Origin of the sequence: Chitinophaga pendula (assembly GCF_020386615.1) — a bacterium.
Lineage (GTDB): Bacteria > Bacteroidota > Bacteroidia > Chitinophagales > Chitinophagaceae > Chitinophaga > Chitinophaga pendula.
Genome location: NZ_CP077769.1, coordinates 3,499,182 through 3,521,377 on the forward strand (window position 1 = coordinate 3,499,182; position 22,196 = coordinate 3,521,377).

The 22,196-nt window shown below is 42.6% G+C and carries 14 protein-coding genes and 1 tRNA gene; 14 read left to right on the top strand and 1 reads right to left on the bottom strand.

Translation table 11 applies throughout. From position 1 onward, the window contains the following. Positions 1–94 precede the first annotated feature (94 nt). The 10 genes from KTO58_RS12260 (at position 95) to KTO58_RS12305 (ending at position 15,012) form a co-directional block, all read left to right on the top strand. Positions 95–2,110 carry a serine hydrolase gene (locus KTO58_RS12260; RefSeq protein WP_095839086.1) on the top strand — a complete coding sequence of 672 codons (2,016 nt, stop codon included), beginning with the start codon at positions 95–97 and terminating at the stop codon, positions 2,108–2,110. Positions 2,111–2,259: 149 nt separating this feature from the next. Beyond that, positions 2,260–3,174, top strand: coding sequence for an NAD(P)H-binding protein (locus KTO58_RS12265; RefSeq protein WP_095841592.1), 915 nt, complete (start codon positions 2,260–2,262; stop codon positions 3,172–3,174). A gap of 189 nt (positions 3,175–3,363) precedes the next feature. Beyond that, positions 3,364–4,167 carry a helix-turn-helix domain-containing protein gene (locus tag KTO58_RS12270; protein WP_225860222.1) on the top strand — a complete coding sequence of 268 codons (804 nt, stop codon included), beginning with the start codon at positions 3,364–3,366 and terminating at the stop codon, positions 4,165–4,167. Positions 4,168–4,594: 427 nt separating this feature from the next. Then, complete coding sequence (locus KTO58_RS12275; RefSeq protein WP_095839084.1) at positions 4,595–5,476, top strand: alpha/beta hydrolase; 882 nt, start codon at positions 4,595–4,597, stop codon at positions 5,474–5,476. 263 nt (positions 5,477–5,739) lie between these two features. Next, the gene (locus KTO58_RS12280; protein ID WP_157753006.1) at positions 5,740–6,294 is read left to right on the top strand and encodes an RNA polymerase sigma-70 factor; all 555 of its coding nucleotides are present in this window, start codon (positions 5,740–5,742) and stop codon (positions 6,292–6,294) included. Positions 6,295–6,412: 118 nt separating this feature from the next. Beyond that, positions 6,413–7,426: a FecR family protein gene (locus tag KTO58_RS12285; RefSeq protein WP_095839081.1), complete on the top strand. Its 1,014-nt coding sequence runs from the start codon at positions 6,413–6,415 to the stop codon at positions 7,424–7,426. 159 nt (positions 7,427–7,585) lie between these two features. Next, positions 7,586–11,068: a TonB-dependent receptor gene (locus KTO58_RS12290; protein ID WP_198314926.1), complete on the top strand. Its 3,483-nt coding sequence runs from the start codon at positions 7,586–7,588 to the stop codon at positions 11,066–11,068. Positions 11,069–11,085: 17 nt separating this feature from the next. Continuing rightward, the gene (locus KTO58_RS12295; protein WP_095839079.1) at positions 11,086–12,603 is read left to right on the top strand and encodes a hypothetical protein; all 1,518 of its coding nucleotides are present in this window, start codon (positions 11,086–11,088) and stop codon (positions 12,601–12,603) included. A 31-nt stretch (positions 12,604–12,634) separates the two neighbouring features. After that, positions 12,635–13,549, top strand: coding sequence for a DUF4397 domain-containing protein (locus KTO58_RS12300; protein WP_095839078.1), 915 nt, complete (start codon positions 12,635–12,637; stop codon positions 13,547–13,549). A 41-nt stretch (positions 13,550–13,590) separates the two neighbouring features. Then, positions 13,591–15,012, top strand: a complete 1,422-nt coding sequence (locus tag KTO58_RS12305) for a DUF5689 domain-containing protein (RefSeq protein WP_157753005.1) — start codon at positions 13,591–13,593, stop codon at positions 15,010–15,012. 976 nt (positions 15,013–15,988) lie between these two features. On the opposite strand, the gene KTO58_RS12310 is transcribed toward KTO58_RS12305, so the two are convergent. Beyond that, positions 15,989–16,061, bottom strand: a tRNA-Lys gene (locus KTO58_RS12310). Positions 16,062–16,273: 212 nt separating this feature from the next. Between KTO58_RS12310 and KTO58_RS12315 the strand changes: the two genes are divergently transcribed. The 4 genes from KTO58_RS12315 to KTO58_RS12330 all read left to right on the top strand — a co-directional run bounded on the left by KTO58_RS12315 (position 16,274) and on the right by KTO58_RS12330 (position 21,976). Further along, a complete protein-coding gene (locus tag KTO58_RS12315; protein ID WP_095841591.1) occupies positions 16,274–17,086 on the top strand; it encodes an SDR family oxidoreductase in 813 nt (270 codons plus the stop codon). A 333-nt stretch (positions 17,087–17,419) separates the two neighbouring features. Continuing rightward, positions 17,420–18,247, top strand: a complete 828-nt coding sequence (locus tag KTO58_RS12320) for an SAM hydrolase/SAM-dependent halogenase family protein (RefSeq protein ID WP_095839075.1) — start codon at positions 17,420–17,422, stop codon at positions 18,245–18,247. 62 nt (positions 18,248–18,309) lie between these two features. After that, on the top strand, positions 18,310–18,606 hold the full coding sequence (locus KTO58_RS12325) for a putative quinol monooxygenase (RefSeq protein ID WP_095839074.1): 297 nt from the start codon (positions 18,310–18,312) through the stop codon (positions 18,604–18,606). A 142-nt stretch (positions 18,607–18,748) separates the two neighbouring features. Next, the gene (locus KTO58_RS12330) at positions 18,749–21,976 is read left to right on the top strand and encodes a glycosyltransferase family 117 protein (RefSeq protein WP_095839073.1); all 3,228 of its coding nucleotides are present in this window, start codon (positions 18,749–18,751) and stop codon (positions 21,974–21,976) included. Positions 21,977–22,196: the final 220 nt, after the last annotated feature.

Below are 22,196 nucleotides of genomic sequence, written 5' to 3' on the forward strand. Positions count from 1 at the left end.
AACGGCATATTATCCATGCAACTTTTGGACATCAGCACCGTCTTTACATACGAATATTAATCCATTTGAAACCACCTGAACCGAATTATTAAATATGTCAGTTTCATCTGTTAAAGCGCTTTGCATATTTATATTATGCTTGCTGTCCTGTGAGTATCTATCTGCTCACAATGGAAGTATTGCTTATGCCTATCCACTTGGTGAGATCAAAGTTGACGGCGATCTTACTGATTGGCCCAAAGATGCCGTGAGGTATAAGATTGCCGTACATCCCTCGGATACGAAGCCTCAAAATGAATCCGACTTTTCCGGTTTTTTCCAACTAGGGTATAGCCTTGCCAATCAGTCCTTATATGTAGCCTTTACTATAACAGACAATGATTTCGTTGAGGATACGTCCAAATACGTACAATGGAATACGCAAGATGGACTGGAGGTCAGTATAGATGCACGTCATTTGCTGGCGGGTTCCGGGGTTGCATCATTTATGTACAGTAAGAAGCTGCGTAACACGAACAATGCTTTCTATGATCCATTTGCCAGCAAAGCAACCTGGGATATCATGGAAGTTGCCGTTATACATCGTGGCAACACCCGTATCTATGAATGGCGGATTCAGTTGGGTAACGAGCTGACAGTAGGTAAGTCGGTCGGATTCGATTTTCATGTATTTGACAAGGACCGCGATGGAAGTTTTTCCTGGTCTGCGTGGGGGAAGGGAGAAGCTAAGTATATGAATACCAACAGCCTTGGCGACATTGTCTTTATGCCTGCGGATAGAAAATTGTCCGCTGTTATTGGAAAATTGAGCTGGAACAAGCCACAGACAACAAAACTTCCAGGCAGCGTTCGTGTTATCTCATTAGATAATCCTAAACTTTGGGTTACAGCCGAAGTAGACAGCCTGGGTAATTATGCTGTAATGATACCTTCCGGGAAATATAAGCTCGCATTGTCTGAGACGTATTTTTCCTCTGCAGATGGACCTTATGCTGCCAACCAGGAAGGACCAATTACGATTGTGGTCAGATCTGGACAAAAGGTTGTTTCACCTGCGCTTGTTATCTCGTCGACTCCCCTACCTGACCTGATCCCCAATAAGGGCGTTCTGTTAGATTTTACGACATCCAGCGCCAGCAGAATAGATAATTTCATTGAAACTTATCGCAATTACTATGGTATACCAGGTGTTTCACTCGCCCTAATCAAAGATGGGAAACTGGTTTATCATAAAACATATGGCGTTAGTAATACGATGACCGGGGACAAAGTAAATGACAATACATTATTTGAGGCGGCGTCTATTACCAAACCTGTATTTGCCTTCGCTGTCGAGCGATTGGCAGAACGAGGAGTTATCAACCTCGATCGGCCACTGTACGAGTATCTACCATATAAAGATATCGAATACGATGAACGATATAAGCTGATGACTGCAAGACATGTGTTAACCCACCGAACTGGCTTTCCAAATTGGCGATGGATGAATGATGATGGAAAACTGAACCTGAAATTCACCCCAGGTACCGCATTTAACTACTCAGGTGAAGGTTTCGAATATTTGAAACTAGTGGTAGAAAAAATTACCAGTAAAAAAGTGGAACAGGTATTACAGGAGGAAGTGATTCAACCAATCGGACTGTACCATACTTTCTTTTCAAAAAATGATTCTCTACAGCGGATGGTGGCGTATGGACATTATGATAAACGGCCAAGCAAAAACGATCTTCCTGAAAGTCCAGGCATGGCATATTCTATGCATACGGAGGCTAAAATTTTCACCAGATTCATGCTGTATCTGTTAGAACAAAAAGGGCTGAAACCAGCAACGTATGATACAATACTCTCTAAGCATTCAGAATATCCTTTCGCTGATGAAGTGCATAAACCCAAAGTTCCTACGTATATGGGTATGAGTCTTGAGATCAGAGAAACTCCTTTTGGTAAGACATTCGGCCATGGTGGCAATAATGGTGATTTCACTTGCAGATTTGAAGTCTATAAAGACTTAAAAATGGGATATGTTATTTTTACGAATTCCAATACCTCTAGTCCATTATTGGAAAACCTTAACAAGTTTCTAGTGGAAGGGAAAGATAAAGCATTGTAATGTATTGGACATCTTCCAAAAAAAAAGGCTTCAAAATCAACATTTTGAAGCCTTTTTTTTTGGATACTCATTTTTGTTATGAAAACCCTCAAACAGGTTAAGCCCATTTTTCTTACCTGATTCACCTTTGCAGTATCAAAAATATGATTATGCAAATAGTAATTACAGGTTCACTAGGGAATATAGGTAAACCGCTTACCAAGCAATTAGTACAGAAGGGACATGCTGTTACTGTCATCAGTAGTAAAGTGGAAAGGAGCGCTGCCATCGAATTATTGGGAGCGACCCCTGCCATTGGTTCATTCCGTGATGTTGACTTTTTAACTGATACCTTCAGAGGTGCTGATATCGTTTATCTAATGGAGGCCTGGGAAGGCATTGGAAGTCTATTTGATAAAGAGATGGACTTTGTCGCCGCGTTTGGTATCATTGGCAACAATTACAAAAAGGCAGTGGAGCGGTCTGGGGTAAAGCGTATTGTACACTTGAGCAGTGTAGGCGCCCATACGGATAAAGGCAATGGTAGTCTTTATCTGCACAATACAGTAGAGGCGATACTTAACACGCTGCCTACCGATGTATCGATAAAGTTTATGAGACCCGTTGGCTTTTTTACCAATCTATTCAGGCATATCCAAACTATCAAAACCAAAGGCGCCATCATACAAACTTATGGAGGTGACAGAAAAGAGCCTTGGGTGTCGCCTTTGGACATAGCTTCTACCATTGCTGACGAAATGGAAAAGCCTTTTCACGACAGAACCGTACATTACGTGGCCAGCGATGAAGTATCCCCCAATGAAATAGCGAAGATAATCGGCAATGCGATAGGTATGCCAGATCTTCAATGGAAAGTTGTTCCCGAAGAAGACATGTACAGTGGCATGCTGGCAGCAGGCATGAATGAATGGATAGCTAAAGGTTTTGTTGAGATGCAGGCAGCGCAAAGAAATGCTACTCTTTATGAAGATTTTTATCTTAACAAACCGGCATTAGGTAAAGTAAAATTAGCGGAATTCGCAAAAGAATTCGCCATTGCTTATAACAATTCCGCGAAACAATAGACACAAAAAAGAACATTGGGGTGATATCAGTTCCATAAGCATTTGTTGTAAATTTGTAAAAGGGAGATATTTCGAATGACTAAAACTCAGGTTACATCTTGTACATTCAATTCATTGACAGCATTTCACAGTACTTTTGGGCTTCCCAAGCCCTTACATCCGTTGGTGAGTTTTATTAAGATCAGGGACATGAAATACGACCTGCGTGACTTGCCTGATTCCATTATCCTGAATTTTTTTAAGATTGCCTATAAAACAAATCTTTGTGGAAAGGCGAAGTATGGTCAACATTTTTATGACTTCGGTGAAGGCGGTTTGGTATTTACGGCACCCAACCAGGTATTTGAGCGTCCAGATGGCAACAGCAACCAAGGTTATCTATTACTTATTCATCCCGATTTTCTTCTATCTTATCCATTATCCAAAAAAATCAAGCAATATGGTTTCTTTTCCTACGCAGCTAATGAAGCACTACACTTGTCGGAGAAAGAAAGGGAAGTGATCATCGCCTTATTTAAGGGCATCGAGGATGAATTAAATAACAGGATAGACGATTTCAGTCAGGATGTCATGATATCTCAGATTGACCTTTTGCTGACTTACAGCAATCGTTTTTATAAGCGACAGTTCATTACCCGGAAGGCCATCAATAATAATTTGCTACAACAACTAGAAGAAATCCTGGATAATTATTATGATAGAGATATGCCCATCAAACAAGGTATACCAACTGTTCAATATCTGGCAGATCAAATAAATCTGTCGCCAAGCTATTTAAGCGACCTGTTGCGATCGTTAACTGGTTATAATGCGCAATATCTTATACATCATAAACTTGTTGAAAAGGCAAAAGAGATATTATCAACTTCAAATTCATCAATTGCAGAGGTAGCTTATCAACTAGGGTTTGATTATCCGCAGTCTTTCAGCCGTTTATTTAAAACAAAAACAAATGTTTCTCCAGTTGAGTTCAAGAAATCTTTTAACTCTTAGTTAATAAGAAAGAATTTTAAACAGCAAAACCGCTTACAACACTTTTTATTGGAAAAAGCTGTGAAAAACGGACATGGAGAACAAAGCACATACGTGTGCGTATTTCATAATTTCTCCTATAAAATTGGGGGATCGGCTCCTCTATATTTCGTAACAATTTTTTTGGATTAACGGAATCATTTTGATACTACCTAATAGCCTCTACAGTTATAATCGCTGTGCCAGTCAATCCAATTGGACAGTCAAACGTCCTGCTACCTAGCCTATAGACAGAACTTTCCTTATTATTTTCATATTTTTTCATTTTTATTACTCCACAAGTATTTGATAATCATTTATTTTTCCTTTTACGTTTGTTACTTACTAAAAGGTAGGTATTTGTGTAAAGGTAGTCTTAATCTTAAATTGCTCCCCTAAAGGTTGAACTATGAACTACCATTATTTAGGTCAGGAGTTTAATGAAATTTTTACTCAGAAGTGGGCAAACGTCAATGACATCAATATTCATTACGTAACAGGAGGAGAAGGCGAGCCGATTGTGCTGCTGCATGGTTATCCACAAACATGGTACGCTTATCGTCACATTATGCCAGAATTGGCCAAACATTTTAAGGTGATCGTTCCTGATCTTCGCGGCTTGGGTGATTCGGACAAACCAGCATCGGGATATGATATTTACACAGTTGCAGATGATATTTATCTATTGATTCAACAGCTGGGCTATAAAAGTATTCGTCTGTTGGGGCATGACTTTGGTGCCAACGTAGCCTATGCCTATGCGGCTTCACACCGTGATGAAGTAAGTAAACTGGCTTTTCTGGATGTTGGTCTGCTTGGGGAACAACTAGCTAATAGGCCTCTATTACCTCGTAACAGTAAATCACTTTGGTGGTTTCCTTTTCATATGGTTCCTGAATTGCCTGAACTATTGGTTAAAGGCCGCGAAGAGATTTACTTAAATTGGTTTTATCAACAAACTACATTTAATAAAGACGCTATTGATGAAGCAGCACTTAAAGAATATGTACGCTGCTATGCCTCCCCTGGAGGTATGAAAGCTGGGTTCGATTATTACCGATCTCTGCTTGTAGACTTTGAACTTAATGCTGAGCAAGCCAAAATAAAACTGAAAATACCTGTATTAGCGTTGGGTGGTGCTTTAAGCTTTGGGATGCTACCTTATGAATCCTGGAAAATGGTATGTGAAGACTGTAAAGGTGGTGTCATCGCAAATTCTGGACATTATATCGCGGAGGAACAGCCACAACTTTTACTGGAGCAACTACTACCATTCTTTGTAGATGCCTGACAATAAAAGACACAGTCAATGCAAGCATCGCCTGAACAAACTTTTATGTTACCATTCACCTTCGACTTGAATGCAATAAATAAGGATCATGCCGAGAATAACCGGGGAAGCAAACAAGTCGCAAACTTAGTTTATGCATTATATATAGAAAAGGATCTCACCTCCTCCGGAAACATTTCTTTACCAAAACTTAATATCCGGCTGTCATTGAAACTACGAATTTTGTATCGGCTGATTTTATGTCATGTAATATAATAATGTCAATGGACTATCAAGGGGCTTCCGATACAGAGCTATGGTTATTCTACCAGAAGAGCGACATCAAGGCATACAATGAGTTATTTAACCGCTATGCTGATTTGATGTACCGCCAGGCACTACGGCACGTAAAAAATTCGATGGATGCAGAGGAATTAACAATGGACTTATTTTTTAATATCTGGAAAAAGCGGGAACAACTAAGCCCCAACGCAGGCCATAATCTTATAGGGTATCTTACTTACGCTATGCGCAACCGTGTCATCAATTATTTACGAAAAAACATTCCGGGCACCGTTTCTACAGCATTACTGCAAGATGATATGCTAATCGAAGGCAGCTACGCTGACCATACTTTAATGGCGAAGGATATGGCATATATTTATCAGCACTACCTGGATGCCCTCAGTCCGCAACGCCGTAAAATTTTCATGCTGCACCGCGAAGAAAATATGAGTTACACCCAAATCGCCCGCGAAATGAACCTGTCCAAAAAGACTGTTGAAAACTACATGAATGCCGCGTTAGCCACACTTCGTGAAACAAGAAAAAAATACTGATTGCTCCCCTCCGCCTACAATATTTCTTAAAATCTAAGAAAATTTCTTAAAAAAAGTATCCATCTAGGGGGTGTCCCCTATTTTCTGGTGTTATTAAAGGTAGGAGGATCTAAAAAAAGTGGACTTCACAAAACACCAGTTATTAGAGAAATTTCTTCTAAAAACTTGCACCGAGGCAGAACTGCAGACAGTAAAAGCACTTCTCGATACCGCAGAAGGCAGGGCTATCTTATACAAAAAGCTGGCCGACATAGATAGTCAAGCAGAAGATGGATCGGGGGAAGCCGATCAAATGCGATCCCAGGTACGGGTACAGCACTTGAAGCAGCGGATACACAAACGAATAGCCGTCACCGGCCGTACAGAACAAAATAAAATTGTACGGCGAAACCTGCTTAAAATAGCCGCTGTATTAACCGGCATTGTCCTGACAGGAACTGCCTTGTTCTATCAATTTAAAAAAACTACTCCGGTCCAGGGTAGTCTTTTCTCTGTAAAACAAAGAAATAAAATTGGGCCTCCGCTACGCTGTATATTACCCGATAGCAGCGTTGTATACCTGGCAGCCTGCAGCGAACTGCGTTATTCACCGAACTTTCCAAGTAACGGAAGGGAACTGGAATTAACAGGAGAAGCATTCTTTGAGGTCGCGCAAAATCAGGAACATCCATTTATTGTTCATACCGGCGCTATAAATACCCGTGTACTGGGTACCTCTTTTAAAATTCAGGCCTTTGCTGACGAACCGTTTGAAATAGTAGTAGCTACAGGTAAGGTCAGGGTCAATACTCCGACGGAAAAAGTCATACTAACCCCTGGATCAGCAGTAGACTATGACGTTGCAAAGAACGAATTAAAGCAGAAAATAACTGCTACAGATAAACTGCTACAATGGAAGTCAGGAGAAGTGGTTTTTGATGACCAACCATTGAAGTCCGTTGTCAACGCATTACAAAGACGTTTTGGGGTTAAAATCATTATGCCCGATGCCGAAATGGCTAGTTACAAGGTGTCAGGATCGTTTGCAACTACTGACAATGCAAATGATATTCTTTATACGCTCAGCGTCATGGGAAAATTTCGCTATCAACAGCAAGCGGATACTATCTTCCACCTGTATAGAACCAGATAACACCAGCGGTTAAAAACAGTCGTTAGGCCCGAAAATTATCACATATAAAAACAGTCGCCAAACTGCGCAGTAAGCGCCGGTGCAGGCTTTGTCATGTCCAATAACAAAGGTTTTTCCACCAATTATTCAACAACCCATTTACAATTATTTATTAAACATATGAAAAAAACTATACTGCACGTTTTGGTAAGATTCAAACGACTACCAATACTGACAAGTATCCTCTTGTACTGCTGCCTCACCCTGCAGCTGTCCGCCCAGCAGGACCTTACCCAACATAAGGTCACGCTTGTTCTGAAAAACGCCACGCTGAAGGAAGCATTTTCTGCACTACAAAACCAAAGCGGTGTTCACTTTATATTTGATCATGACATCCAAAAATACGAAGCAATACCGATTACATGTTCTGAAAAAGACATGTCTGTCGAGAAAATTACAGAAATACTATTGAGAAATACGCGACTACAGTTTGTAGCCATGAAAGATCGTATTGTCATCAGCGAAAAAACAACGAAAAAAAACGACATCGAAATAACGACCGACCAAGCGGAAAATGGTATTATCAGAGGTAGAATCGTTGATTTTGAGAGCTCCGAACCACTGCCAGGTGCCTCTGTAACAATTCCAGCATTAAAACGTGGAATGGTGTCAGACAAAGCTGGGAACTACTTGTTTACAGACCTGCCGGAAGGCAGGATTACCTTACAGGTATCTTATATAGGATACAACACAGAACGAGTTCAGCTGGATATAAAAAAAGGTAGAGGCCAGGTATATGATGTAAGACTACAAGGAGCAAGCCGGCTGAATGAAGTTGTAGTCACCGGCGGTATTTCAAGACGTGCGCCGGTGGCACACACTTCAGACAAGCAAGTACTGGAGTTACTTAAAAACGCCCGGTCGGTAGTTTCCGGCATATCTTCGCAACAGATTGCAATAAGCGCTGACCGTAATGTGGCGGAAGTAGTCAAAAAAATCGCCGGCGTTACGATCAATGATGACAAATTTATCATTATCCGTGGTATGAATGAGCGTTATAATCTGACATACCTGAATAACAACGTTGCTCCTTCTACCGAATTATATTCCCGTGCCTTCTCCCTGGACTTGCTTCCCAGCAGAATTATTGATAAAATACTGGTTTATAAATCTCCGGCTCCCGATCTCATGGGAGATATGACAGGAGGCGCTGTAAAAATATTTACCAAAGATGCCCGCGAAGTAAAACACTTCGATGTAGAACTGCAATTGGGAAATCGTCCGAACACCACATTTAACAATCAGTTTTTGACTTACCAGGGGGGCAAAACCGACTTCCTTGGTTTTGACGACGGCACCCGTAAGCTTCCTTCTGTTGTTCCTGGTTACGGCAACTTCACTCAGGCCAATATCACACAACAGGACTATGCATCGCAGTTTAAGCCCTACCTGCAATACGGGAAAAAAATGGCCCTCCCCATGATCCAGATAACTGCCAACTACTACAACTCGTTTAAAATAGGTGGAAAAAGACTGGGCATGTTAAGCTCTCTTAGCTATAAAAGAGAACAACAGCAATACGATGTAGACCGGTCCAGCAGTTTTTGGGGGGGTAACGACCAACGGACACATACTGTAGTGAAGGAAACACAAAGTAATGAAACTGTTCAGGTAAACCTGTTGCAAAACTTCACCTATAAACTGAAAGACAGTAGCACACTTTTCCTCAAAAACTATTTTCTTCAGCAGGGCCAAAGCGCCACTGTAATACGTAATAACAAAAACGATCAATATATAGTGGGAGATTCCACCACCGATCTCTCTACACTTAGTAAACTGCAGTGGAGGGACCGCAATCCGGGATATGATGTATATGAACGTAACATTATTCTTAGCTATACACAACGGTTTTTATACTCTGGTAATATCGGCGGGGAACATTATTTCAGTAAAGGTAAACATCAGCTTGACTGGAACCTGGGATATACCTTCAGTCACCAGGTAATTCCCGACCAGCGGGTTATTCGCTTTAATCAGAACAGACAGGATGGTGGAACATCGTGGTTATCCGGAAAATCGGAGTTAGGATGGATGGCGGCCTATCGTTATATCCCCAGCATTGATAATTACTCCAAAAGAGACAATAGCTTGCAACGTGGTATGATATCACGTACCTGGTCACAGAATAATGAGCGCGTGTATAACGGGTCAGCTGACTATACGATTAAAATAAAACCCTGGATTACATTTAAGGCTGGCACCTATCAACAGTGGAAATCCAGGGTGCTTTTCCGCAGAGTGTATACGCTCAATGAGGGAGACCTTAACAGTGCCGGTTTTCCGGACGACCGAATGGCGCCTATCGGATCTAACGGGAAATATATGGACTTCAATAAAGTCCTATATACTGAGCAAGACCTGGGCAAGGTATGGAGCAGAGACTACCTAAAGGATGACGGCAGTGCACTGAAGGTTTTTGACCGTACCAGCGGTAGTGATGCCTATATAGCCACCGAACAACTGAATGCCGGATACGTTGCTGTCTCCCTGCTTCCATTTAATGAAAAATTGGATATCTATGGCGGACTACGGGTGGAATACAACCGGCAACAGGTAGCTGGTGCTATACCTGGTTACAAGGAGGGTGATATTAATCAGCCGGTACTGGTAGATAATAAATCAACAGACTTCCTCCCTTCACTCAATATCAGCTACAAACCTGTTGAACAACTGGTCATCCGCGCTGCATATGGTAAAACGGTCAACAGACCGGAATTCCGCGAACTTTCTCCCTACAGCGAGCTGGATTACCTGAATAACCAAACCATTCAGGGTAACAATTTTCTGAAACCGGCTACAGCCAGCAATTATGACGTCCGAATAGAATGGTATCCAAAAGATAATAAAAACGCGGAAACATTCAGTATTGGAGGTTTTTACAAAAATTTGATAAGCCCGATTGAAAGAACTATCTACCGGGACCTTTACTTCGGAGGACCGGCCATAATCAGTTTTGCTAATGCAGATAAGGCAGTGGTAAAGGGATTGGAGTTCGAAGTACGCAAGAATCTGGGTTTTATTCCGGCTAACTTTTTCAACAATCTTTCTCTCATCGGTAACCTCACCCTGATTAAAAGTGAAGTGGAAAAAAGACTGGACACCTCTGTTTTAAAAAATCCCGACCCTGGCATTAACCCTCATTACACCAGGCAACTTCAGGGACAGGCGCCTTATATCGCTAACCTGGGCCTATATTACGACAATGCCGGATCCGGAACAAAAGTGGCAGTCACCTGGAACCTGATAGGCCCCCGTATTTACGCCGCAGCCAATGGAAAGCCCTTTAATCTCAGTTATGACGGCAATGTACCAGTAGTGGTACAAGGAGACCAGGGAAGTATTATAGAGTTACAACGCCATACACTTGATTTTGCCTTAACACAACGTATCATCAAAAGTCTTCAGCTGAAATTCAGCGCGCAAAACATCTTGAACCAACCCATCCGGATGGCCGAGGATGAAAATTATACTTACAAATATGAAAAAGCGCACCGTACCCAGTCCAACACCACGGTCAACTCGGCCGACACTAATGGGGATATCATCAGCACTGAATATAAGACAGACAGGCATTTCATATTGTCCTTTATGTACTCTTTTTAAATCAACAGAAAATAGTTATGACACATATAAAAATATATCGCGCAGTATTGATTATTCTGAATTGTTGCCTGTTATCGTCCTGTTATAAAGCCAGCAACTTCAAGAATGAGCTGGATGGGCTGCCGCAGGTGAATTACCAACCTGAGTACAAATACAAATCCAGTTATATCGTGGGTGATACTATGACCATCACCGGAAGGCTGCAGCTCAATAACAATTTCCAAATTCATATCGGCTCCGTTAATGCCAACATAGTCGCCGCTGATACGATCCGTTACAAACCATTTTTTGCCAGTAATGAAGAAAAAATAATGGACTGGGTAAAGGTATTAATTACTGAAGACATGGGATCCGGTAATAATATTCCCGTGGTTATTACATCCGGAAACTTCAGTATGAATTCCGCCACTATTACCATATTCTCCCAATATAACAAGGAAAGCTTTCAGCGTCCGCTTGGCCTGGCTGACCATGCCGGCATAGCTGATCCGCATAATATCTTTCTGCACTGTTTAAATGGCAAAGGCGATATCTATTTTTATGAAGTAAATACCGGAAATATACAACATATAAAAAAAGACGGTTCTACTGAACTTGTATTGGGAGCTGCTGAACTCAACAATAAAGGATTTGTGGTAAAATCCTTTGTAACGGGTGGTGTTAACCCGCAGGGCACAAAAGCATGGATTTCTCTGGAAACAAATACCGGTTATGCTTTTATAGAAGCGGATCTTGTAGCAAAGTCAGCCAAACTATTGAATCAAACCTCCGCATATGTATTTCCGTTTACGGGTACTATAGGCAAAGTCAATCTGTACATTACCGGAGGTATTTACCCGGATAGTAAAGGAGATGTTTATCTGGTAACACCAGGTAACCTATATGGAAATTATCTTCCGCAGGCATCCATAGCACGGTACAACAGTAACGACGGTACACTTGATTATCTTTTTCGTACCCTGGGTGCCCCTCAGGAAATCCCGGGGGTAGATTTAGGGGATTTTGTGAAATTTAATATGCTACCAGATGAATCTACCCTATATGTATCCATTAACTCAGAGCTGCGTGTTTTTGATATTCAAAGCCGTGTGATGATCAGCCATTATAAGGTCCAACCTGAAAAAGAGGGTGTACTTCCTAAAACCTATACTGGTCCATTTGATTTACTACGGATAAATATAAACGGCGGTTTCGGTAATAACGCTGACCCGGCTGCCGCCTTCGGTTTTTTACCTAAACCCGGCAAAAAGCTGGTGGTGCTACTTTATCAATACCTGACTACATATGGCAACCAAACAGCGAATATCACAGCACAAATCGGTGGCCCCAAATGGATGGTGTTTGACTTTTCCGAAAACAGGAGTTACCAGTATGCTCCTATGGCAGACCTCATCGGATATTCATTTGAACCTTATCAGACTTTCAATAAACCGGCCAGTGCTTTTAGCGACCAGTTGCTGAATTATGATGAAGCAGGGCATTTGTATAGCACCGCCAATGGATGCAAGAAGATAGTCAAAACGATTTTAAAATAATCAACGGCATTTCACCTTAAAAAATTAGATAATGAAAATAAGCGCCTATCTCTACGGGCTGCTGTGTTGCAGTGTTTGGTTCATATCCTGTCAGAAAAACATCGATCCGGTATTACCCGAAAATGGCAACCTGATCAAAATAAACTACTACAATAGTTCAGATGTATTATCGAAATATACCATCGGCGGACTGGGTATTTTTGTGGATACGCTGGCCAACCGGGCGAGTGTAAGGCTTCCTTTCTTCGATTTGTCAGCTTCTCCTCCGAAGTTGGAATATCCTATAGTAAACAATACCATAAAGAGCATTGTATATATGAACTATGGGAGCGGGTCACATCGCTTCCGGACCCATTATATGGTCCCGGACACTACTATTGCCGGGGCCGTATTTGGTGTTTTACCAGACACCCTGCTGGTTGATACCACTTTTATACTGAAAAGCAGCACCAACACATTAATGTACCTGGCAGATAAACCTGGTGTAAAAAACCAGCAACGACTGGGATTCACATTGATTGCCGTTCCCGTAGCACAGCCACTTCCTGAAGACAGTAACACGGTGCAGTTATGCATTGTCAATACCAGTCCGGATGCCGGCCCTTTGTTATGCAAACGGGTAAAACCCGATGGCAGCTTTACCATAGAAAATTTACCACAGCAACTCCAATACGGACAATATACCGATTATATAAAACTAAGCCCCAAAGAAGCCTCAAATGGGCTGATAGGATTACGGATATATAACAGCAATTCCGGAACAGAACTGGTTAATACCGCTGTTCCTGCAAATGCCGGACATGCCTACATCATATCTGTAAGAGGATTTGCGATGGAAAGAAATTTCACCATTCCGCTGTCTGTAAACAATGATAAAAAAACATTGCTCTACGGCATTAAAACTATTTCGGCTAACCTACGTGCAGACATGAGGCAAGTGCGGTAAGAGAAATATTATTGATGATAATTTTTTTAAAACCGGTAAAAATGAAAACAAGGAAATATAGTCTAACATCGATAGTGTTAATGACGCTGTTATCCGCAGCCTGTAATAAAACGACCGCCCCTGACCTGTCACCTGTCCGCTTCGGTACAAAAGTTGTCAGCATCGCCCAATTAAAAGCTTTAAGTACTGGACAGACAGTAAAAATACCCGACGGTACAGATGGCAAACAAATTGTCGGCGTGGTGATATCTGATAAAACCGGAAAAAATATTGACCCCAACACGATTGTGTTACAAAGTGAGGGTACAGATACTGCAGGTATTGTCATAAATTTCGACAGCATTGCGCCATTTACACTAGGGGACCGCCTATCCATCAATGTTTCTGGACAACAACTGGTGAACCAGCAAGGCGAAATATTGGTATCCAAAGTACCGCTGAGCCAGGTACAGTACATGGGAAAAGGTTATATTAAAATGTATTCCACCACTGCAAACGACCTGGTAAAAAATGCGGATAAATGGAATGGAACATTGGTTACTTTGTATGATGGTGCATTTATAAATGGTAATGGCAAATATGATGGTACGCTTACTTTCAAAGAAACGGACAGCACGCAGGTTATCAAATCTACCATACTTTCCGGTGCGGAATTTGAACATACTGCCTATCCGGAAGGGATCAACACCATCACCGGAATATTCAGAACAAATGGAAAGGATCATTTCGTCCAGATCAGGACAGCAGCAGACGTTACCAGTTCTACTATTACGCGCATAGTAACAGATAATATGATTGGCTTGGGCATAACAAGATATGGCAGATATTATTGGGAGCAACCTTATTTATACGACGGCGGGAAATTTGAAACAACTGATTTCCGTTACACAACAAATGGACAGACTGCCTATACCCAACCCTATTCTGCGGATGCAGGAATATTATCGCCCGGTCGTTCTTATCTCCACCTGTTAAACTACGCCCCTCCGGAATACTACAGTAGCAGAAGCCAGTGTAATATCGAAAATCAAGGTAGCCTGCAAGGGTTGAAGGAGTTACGGGTTAGTTTTATTGGCAGCGCTGTTACCGGTGTCCTTGGCTCCTCAGAGGCAGATACGATAACGGTGAGGCCGTTTAATCCTGCCGTGGATAGCTTTCGGTTGTATCTTGAATTTACCAACAATGGTTATTTGGTTAATCTGGGACCAGCAGCCAGTCAATATTCAATTGCCTACAAACAGACCGGCAAAATCTATACGGCGGTATTTCGTATCCCTACCAGGCATGAGATGATGAAATATGCTCCCATTGACGATCCTAATTATGCGGTCAGTGTTAGCAATTGGTTGGCAGCTCCTGGATTCAATATTACTAATTTTTCTACGCGGACTGATACCGATCCCAACTCCTGGTATGAGGGATATGCCCCGGTGGTAATTACAAAAATAGAATATGCGTTTTGATTCAGGTGTAGCTATGTCTATATAGTAAGTTAACCCACCAGATCCCCTGGAAAACAGAGAGGGTGTATTAAAAGTAATTTTTCCCCCGAATTATTCGGATACTTGATAGCGAGAATTTTCATTTACGCAATCTCAGACCCTTCAGATTACTTTTGATACACCCTGTTCTTTTTTATAATTTAGGTAGACAGCATTTAAGTACTTCAATTTCCTGTCCCGCTAAATTCCGTACTTGTATGGCTTTCAACTCAGAGTTTACTGAGATCCACCTGGTTACGGCCAGGCATTACATTGGAAAAGGTATTATCATGACCCACATCCCATTTAAAAGCTGTAACTCTATGATCGAAGTTAAGGAAACGTCCATTTGTCTGGTCATAAACTAATAGTTTGGAAGATCCTTTTCCTGATGGGAGCGCATTGTCCCCAAAAAGGGTGCAGACACATACTAGGCTGCTTCTCCATCAACGATATTCCTTTTTGCTCCAAAAGTGCGTTTATTTTCCGTTCCTCTCTCCTACCTATCGTCACCGAATAAGGTTTGCATATCCCATCGATTGGAGTATCTGCATCCGAAAGCATGTTACTGCCAACAATAATTTTCGGCGAAATAGTCAATGTGTGTATCCTGGATAATAAAATATATACTAAATCTATTTGCCGAAAAGACAAGCTTTAGACCGGGAACAACTTATGGAATACATGATGACAAGATTAAAACTAACTTCATTAAAAAGCAAAACTGCGTTTCAACTCTATTGTCTGGATTCTACAAATAATGTTTAATCAGAATAGATCTTTAATATTCGCATGACATCGTTGAACCTGTAAATTCCAACACATATATTTTGTATCGTGGTAAAAGCTGATTAACCTATATAAGGTACGGGAAAGAAATCGGGATTAGGCAAAAGGAACTAAACGCTCGACTAAAAAAACAAAACCTGCGCTGGTCGCAGGTTTTGTAAGTTGCTTGTGATCCCGCTGGGACTCGAACCCAGGACCCATACATTAAAAGTGTATTGCTCTACCAACTGAGCTACGGAATCGCATTACGTTTTTCGTTGTAAGCGGGTGCAAAAATAGTAATTATTTCATTTTGAACAACTTTTTTTAAAAAAAACTATTCCTTTTTTTGAACTTAATACTTGAAAGCCTCTATAGTAAGGCTAAAGAGTTATTCACAATCTACCGGCGTGAATAAGTATTTTCGTGTATGTATAAACATCTCACCTATTTTTGTATAGCAAAAAAAATGTGGATGCAGTATAGCTTTCAAAATAAAGTGGTGGTGATCACGGGAGGATCGTCGGGAATAGGCAAAGCTTTGGTTGCTGCTTTTCTACAAGCAGGTGCACAGGTATCTGTATGCGGCCGTAAAGGGGACTCATTGAAAGTCCTGCGGGAAGAGTTCTCTTCTCCGGCACTGTATACCAAAGTTGCGGATGTAAGTAAAGAAGCTGATTGCCAGGCATTCATCGAAGCTACAATTACACAGTTCGGGAAGATAGATATACTCGTTAACAACGCAGGTATCTCGATGAGAGCCTTGTTTAAAGACGTATCTGTAGATGTACTGAAGCAGCTTATGGACATCAATTTCTGGGGAACGGTATATTGCACCAAGTATGCGTTCCCGTCTATACTGGCGAACAAAGGTACTGTGGTAGGTGTTTCATCCATAGCGGGTTATCGTGGTTTGCCGGGGCGCACCGGATATTCGGCGTCAAAGTTTGCTATGCAGGGATTCCTGGAGGCATTACGTACAGAACATCTCCATACAGGGGTGAACGTGATGTGGGCATGTCCCGGCTTTACGGCATCGAATATACGGAACACGGCGTTAAATCTGCATGGACAGGCACAGCAGGAAACGCCGCTGGATGAAGGTAAATTAATGAGTGCAGCGACGGTAGCTGCCGCTATGTTAAAGGCGATCTACCAACGAAAACGCACCCTTGTACTTACCTCGCAAGGCAAATTAACCGTATTACTAAGCAGGCTGATACCTGGCATGGCAGATAAACTAGTGTTCAATCACTTTAAGAAAGAACCCGGATCTCCCTTATCCTGAGGCTGATATTAACTGTCTGCGTAAGCATCTTCCTTAATAAGCGGTAGTATAAGCATTGACGATATATCGCAGCGGGGTGGCCTGAAGCGGCATTTTAGCAAACTGTACTATTTGCGAAAGCTCATTTTTTTTGTGTTAATTGCAGAATATTTTTTCCGGCAGGCCCGTCTGGCACTATTTTGGGGTAGAATTGGACCGTATTTTCATGACCCGTCAGTAATGAAAAACCGAATCAATCCCTTTTCCCAACGACTTGCCGGTCGGGGATCAGAAATATTAAATAACAGATACAGATAGGCTCCTGGTAAAGCCGGGAGGGGTTTATAGCTATTCATGTCCATTATTACACTAACATCCGACATCGGTTTGCAGGACTATATGGTAGGTGCCATAAAGGGTCAACTGTGGCAGCATTGTCCAGGATGTCATATATTGGATATTACGCACCATATCTCCCCGTTCAACTTACCTCAGGCTACTTATATATGTAAAAGCGCTTTTGGCTACTATCCCCCTGGCACCTTTCATATGGTGCTTATCAATCTATTTGACAGAAAATCCGATCATGTCCTGCTGGCGGAGCATAACCGGCAATATATAGGTTGTGCTGACAATGGTTTGCTTACTATGATAGCAGGAGGGAAACCTGCCCGAATGGTAAAATTACCCTTGGACAAGAGTCTGCCGAAGGATACCTTCACCATTATCCAACGCTTGGCTGCCGCAGCCCGTGACCTGAAAAATGGTAAGCCGCTGGAAGATGTGGGCATTCCCGCTACGGATATTCACGTAAAGAACAACCTGCAGCCGTTGACGGGACAGGATTATATAGAAGGGCAAATCATTCACATTGATAACTTTGAAAATGTCGTGGTTAATATTACCCGGCAACAGTTTGAGCAACAGCGTCAAAACAGGAAATTCCAGATCTTTTTCCGGCGTGATGAGGTGATCAACCAGATCAGCGAGACCTATGCCGATGTACCGGAAGGGCAAAAATTAGCGCTTTTTAATGCTGCCGGGTACCTGGAGATTGCCATCAACAAAGGAAATGCGGCTGGCCTTTTTGGGTTACAGGGCTTCCGCCGGGAGCAGCTGATACAGTCTACGGCCTTTCACCAGCTTTCCTTTTACCAGACCGTACGTATACTTTTCCAATAATCGTTTTACTTATCACCTATTATATATGATATTCGCGAACGGACGAACCTTCGTAATATCATATGATCATTCGTATTGTAAAAATGGACTTTGCCCCGGAGCATACCGGGACCTTCGAGGCGCTTTTCGAGCGGCAGCGTAACCAAATCCGGCAGTTTCCCGGCTGCAGACACCTGGAGTTGTGGCGGGAGGCTGCCGGCAGCAGCATTTATTTCACCTACAGTCATTGGGATGGGCCGGAGGCTTTAGAAACATACAGGGCCTCTACCCTATTCCGCGAGACCTGGGCAGCCACCAAAATATTGTTCCAGGGGAAACCCCATGCATGGAGCGTAACACAACAGGTGGTCTGTGACTAAAATCAATGTCTTAAAAATGACCTAACAGCTACGCTATTAATTATTTATTATTTAAAAAGATATTGACAAAAAGTTAAAACTGTTCGGCGAATTATCATAATTTGCTACTTTTTCTATTTTTGTCGGACCTTAAAACAACCGTATGAATTTTAAAAGGACGAATAACATTGTGGGCTGGGTGATCTGCATCATAGCTTGCACTGTTTACATCATGACAATGGAGGCTTCCGGCAGCTTGTGGGACTGTGGTGAGTTTATTTCCAGTGCTTACAAGGTACAGGTACCACACCCGCCAGGTGCTCCTTTGTTCGTGCTGCTGGGAAGATTGTTTACTATGTTCCTGAAGCCTTCACAGGCAGCCCTTGGGATGAACACGATGTCCGCTTTAGCCAGTGGCTTCACAATCCTATTCCTGTTCTGGACAATTACTCACTTTGCCCGTCGTCTGATGGTAAAAGATAACGAGGTGATTTCCGGAGAAAAAATGATTGCTATCATGGGCGCCGGTACTGTTGGAGCATTGGCTTACACATTTTCCGACTCGTTCTGGTTTTCTGCTGTGGAAGGTGAAGTATACGCCATGTCCTCATTTTTTACGGCCATAGTATTCTGGGCTATCCTGAAATGGGAACATGAGTCCGAACAGCCATATGCTGATCGTTGGATCATCTTGATCGCTTACCTGATGGGACTTTCCATTGGTGTGCACCTGTTGAACCTCCTGACTATTCCAGCCATCGTAATGGTGTACTACTTCAAGCGTTACAAGGTAACGGCTTCGGGTACTTTCTGGGCATTTATTGTTGGTTGTGCGATCACAGGCCTGGTACAAAAGTTCATCATCCAGGATACGATCAAAACCTCCGGTTACATGGATGTGTTTTTTGTAAACAGCCTGTCTTTGCCGTTCTTCTCCGGCTTTATCTTTTACTTTGCCGCATTAACAGCCGTATTGTTGTACGGTTATCGCAATACTAAATTCGGTGTTTATGCTCCGCTGATCCTGATCGCGTCTGTGATCATTGTTCCTGCTTTTAATGACGGAGCGGGCGCGGGTATGATCTTCCTGAAACTCATCGTTGCAGCTGCCTTCCTGCTGATCCCTTACCTGCTGAAGACATTTGGTGTAAAACTCAATACTGAAGGGGTGGCACATTCTGTAAAACTTACGGTCTCCTGTATCCTTTTCCTGTTATTAGGATATTCTACTTATATCACCACTATGATACGTTCTACGGCCAATCCTTCCGTGGACATGTATAATGTAGATAACCCGATCTCCCTGGTAGGTTATCTGGGCCGTGAGCAATATGGAGACTTCCCCCTGATCTATGGCCAGGTATTTACCGCCCGTCCGACCGAATATAAGGAGACAGGTAATGTATACGCAAGAAGCAAAGACAAGTATGAAATAGCCGGCAAGAAGATGGAACCTGTGTATGCCGCAGAAGATAAAATGTTATTCCCCCGTGTATGGGATGCGAGTAACGACCAGGGGCATGCGGACTATTACCGGAGCTATCTTGGTCTACAGCAGGGTCAAAAACCTAGTTTTGGAGACAACGTAAAGTTCTTCTTCGGCTACCAGCTTAACTTCATGTATATCCGTTACTTCATGTGGAACTTTGCCGGCAAACAAAATGACACACAGGGTTATGGCAACGTACGTGATGGTAACTGGATCAGCGGGATATCCTTCCTCGACAACTTCATGTATGGTGATCAGTCTACCATGCCTGACAGTCTGAAAAATAATAAGGCGCATAACCGTCTATTCCTCCTCCCCTTCCTGCTGGGTGTTGCTGGTTTCTTCTTCCACTATGCAAGACATCGCCGGGATACCCTGGTCGTAGGCTTACTGTTCTTCTTTACGGGGGTGGCGATTGTATTATACCTGAACCAGGCTGGTAACCAGCCACGTGAACGAGACTATGCCTATGTGGGCTCTTTTTATGCCTTCGCCGTGTGGATAGGACTGGGCGTATTATCTGTATACGAGTTCATTAAGCGGAAGAGCAAAGTAAGTTTTGCTGCTCCGCTGGCAACTGCAGTATGTCTGCTAGCCGTTCCCGTGCTGATGGGCTTCCAGGAATGGGATGACCATGACCGTTCTCCCAAGACGCTGGGTCGTGATATTGCTAAAGATTACCTCGAATCCTGTGCGCCTAATGCGATCTTATTCACGGTTGGAGATAATGATACCTATCCGTTGTGGTATGCGCAAGAGGTGGAAGGTATACGTCCGGATATACGCGTGATCAACCTCAGCTTGCTGGGTGTAGACTGGTATATTGATCAGCAGCGCCAGAAAGTGAATGAGAGTGCTCCGGTTCCGATGAGCTGGACTCCTGATAAGTACCGCGGTGAAACGCGCAACTATATCCGTTTCTACGATGCAGGCATCGTACCCCAGGATAAATTCGTAAACCTGGCTGAGATCATGCAGTTCATGGGATCTGATGATGACCGTGCCAAATTGTCTACTACTGACGGTGGTAAGGAAAACTTCCTGCCAAGTCAAAAGCTGTTCATCCCTGTAGATGTGGCAGCCGCTATCAAAAATGGTGTAGTAGATATTAAAGACAGCGCTAAAATATTACCGCAGTTACCTTTCCAGATCAGCAAGAGCTATCTCCTGAAGAATGACCTGGCGGTATATGATATTATTGCAGCCAACAACTGGAAGCGTCCTATTTACTTTACAAGTCCAACCGACCTGGGTATCAACGACTACCTGCGTACTGATGGTCTGACCTACCATCTGATACCGATGCGTAAGGAGTCTAACAACGATCCTTTAGGAGTGGATAATAACGTGAATATTCCAGTGATGTATAACAACCTTATGACGAAGTTCTCATTTGGCGGTGCAGAAAACAAAGGCACCTATTTTGATGAGCCTAACCGTAAGTTGCTGCAATACCTGCGTAATGCATTCACGAAGCTGGGTATCTCTATGGCGCAGGAGAACAAAAAGGCGGAAGCTTTAAAAGTGTTAAACAGAGCAGATACTATGCTGTTGGAAGATAACTTCCCATATGCCATGACATCTCCGAACAACATGCATAACTATAGTTCTCTGCAGACTGTATATGGTTACTATCTCGCAGGAGATGTGAAGAAAGGTGACGAGATCGCTCAAAAGATTATCAAAGACTGTACACAGCAGTTGCAATATTATCGTTCTCTGCCTCCTTCAAAACTCGGAGGCGACCTGCAGCATGACGGTCAATTAGCGGAGCAATTCATTCAATTGCTACAGCGGATGAAGGCCGACTTCGGTGGCGGCGCACCTGCCAATACAGAAGAGCATACACAAATAAATGCTACTCAGGATTCCCCGGCTACTCAAAAAGATAGCGGGAAATAATCCGGTTAATATTATGACCTCAGTAAGGGTGGAACAATTGTTCCACCCTTCTTTTTTGTGTATGCGCAATAAATACATGTTTGCCCCTGTGGAGAGACATGGGAGATGGAGAAATGGCCGGCAGGAAGGGATACCCATTAAATAATGTGCGTGAATGGCCCGATAAAGATTCCAGGGTTATAACCAATAAAAAAGAGGAGACCAGGTGGCCTCCTCTTCT

What these genes read in the sequence shown, in the direction of transcription:
- KTO58_RS12260 (WP_095839086.1), top strand. Translation starts at nt 95, where the DNA reads ATGTCAGTTTCATCTGTTAAAGCGCTTTGCATATTTATATTATGCTTG.
- KTO58_RS12265 (WP_095841592.1), top strand. Translation starts at nt 2,260, where the DNA reads ATGCAAATAGTAATTACAGGTTCACTAGGGAATATAGGTAAACCGCTT.
- KTO58_RS12270 (WP_225860222.1), top strand. Translation starts at nt 3,364, where the DNA reads ATGAAATACGACCTGCGTGACTTGCCTGATTCCATTATCCTGAATTTT.
- KTO58_RS12275 (WP_095839084.1), top strand. Translation starts at nt 4,595, where the DNA reads ATGAACTACCATTATTTAGGTCAGGAGTTTAATGAAATTTTTACTCAG.
- KTO58_RS12280 (WP_157753006.1), top strand. Translation starts at nt 5,740, where the DNA reads ATGGACTATCAAGGGGCTTCCGATACAGAGCTATGGTTATTCTACCAG.
- KTO58_RS12290 (WP_198314926.1), top strand. Translation starts at nt 7,586, where the DNA reads ATGAAAAAAACTATACTGCACGTTTTGGTAAGATTCAAACGACTACCA.
- KTO58_RS12295 (WP_095839079.1), top strand. Translation starts at nt 11,086, where the DNA reads ATGACACATATAAAAATATATCGCGCAGTATTGATTATTCTGAATTGT.
- KTO58_RS12300 (WP_095839078.1), top strand. Translation starts at nt 12,635, where the DNA reads ATGAAAATAAGCGCCTATCTCTACGGGCTGCTGTGTTGCAGTGTTTGG.
- KTO58_RS12305 (WP_157753005.1), top strand. Translation starts at nt 13,591, where the DNA reads ATGAAAACAAGGAAATATAGTCTAACATCGATAGTGTTAATGACGCTG.
- KTO58_RS12315 (WP_095841591.1), top strand. Translation starts at nt 16,274, where the DNA reads ATGCAGTATAGCTTTCAAAATAAAGTGGTGGTGATCACGGGAGGATCG.
- KTO58_RS12320 (WP_095839075.1), top strand. Translation starts at nt 17,420, where the DNA reads ATGTCCATTATTACACTAACATCCGACATCGGTTTGCAGGACTATATG.
- KTO58_RS12325 (WP_095839074.1), top strand. Translation starts at nt 18,310, where the DNA reads ATGATCATTCGTATTGTAAAAATGGACTTTGCCCCGGAGCATACCGGG.
- KTO58_RS12330 (WP_095839073.1), top strand. Translation starts at nt 18,749, where the DNA reads ATGAATTTTAAAAGGACGAATAACATTGTGGGCTGGGTGATCTGCATC.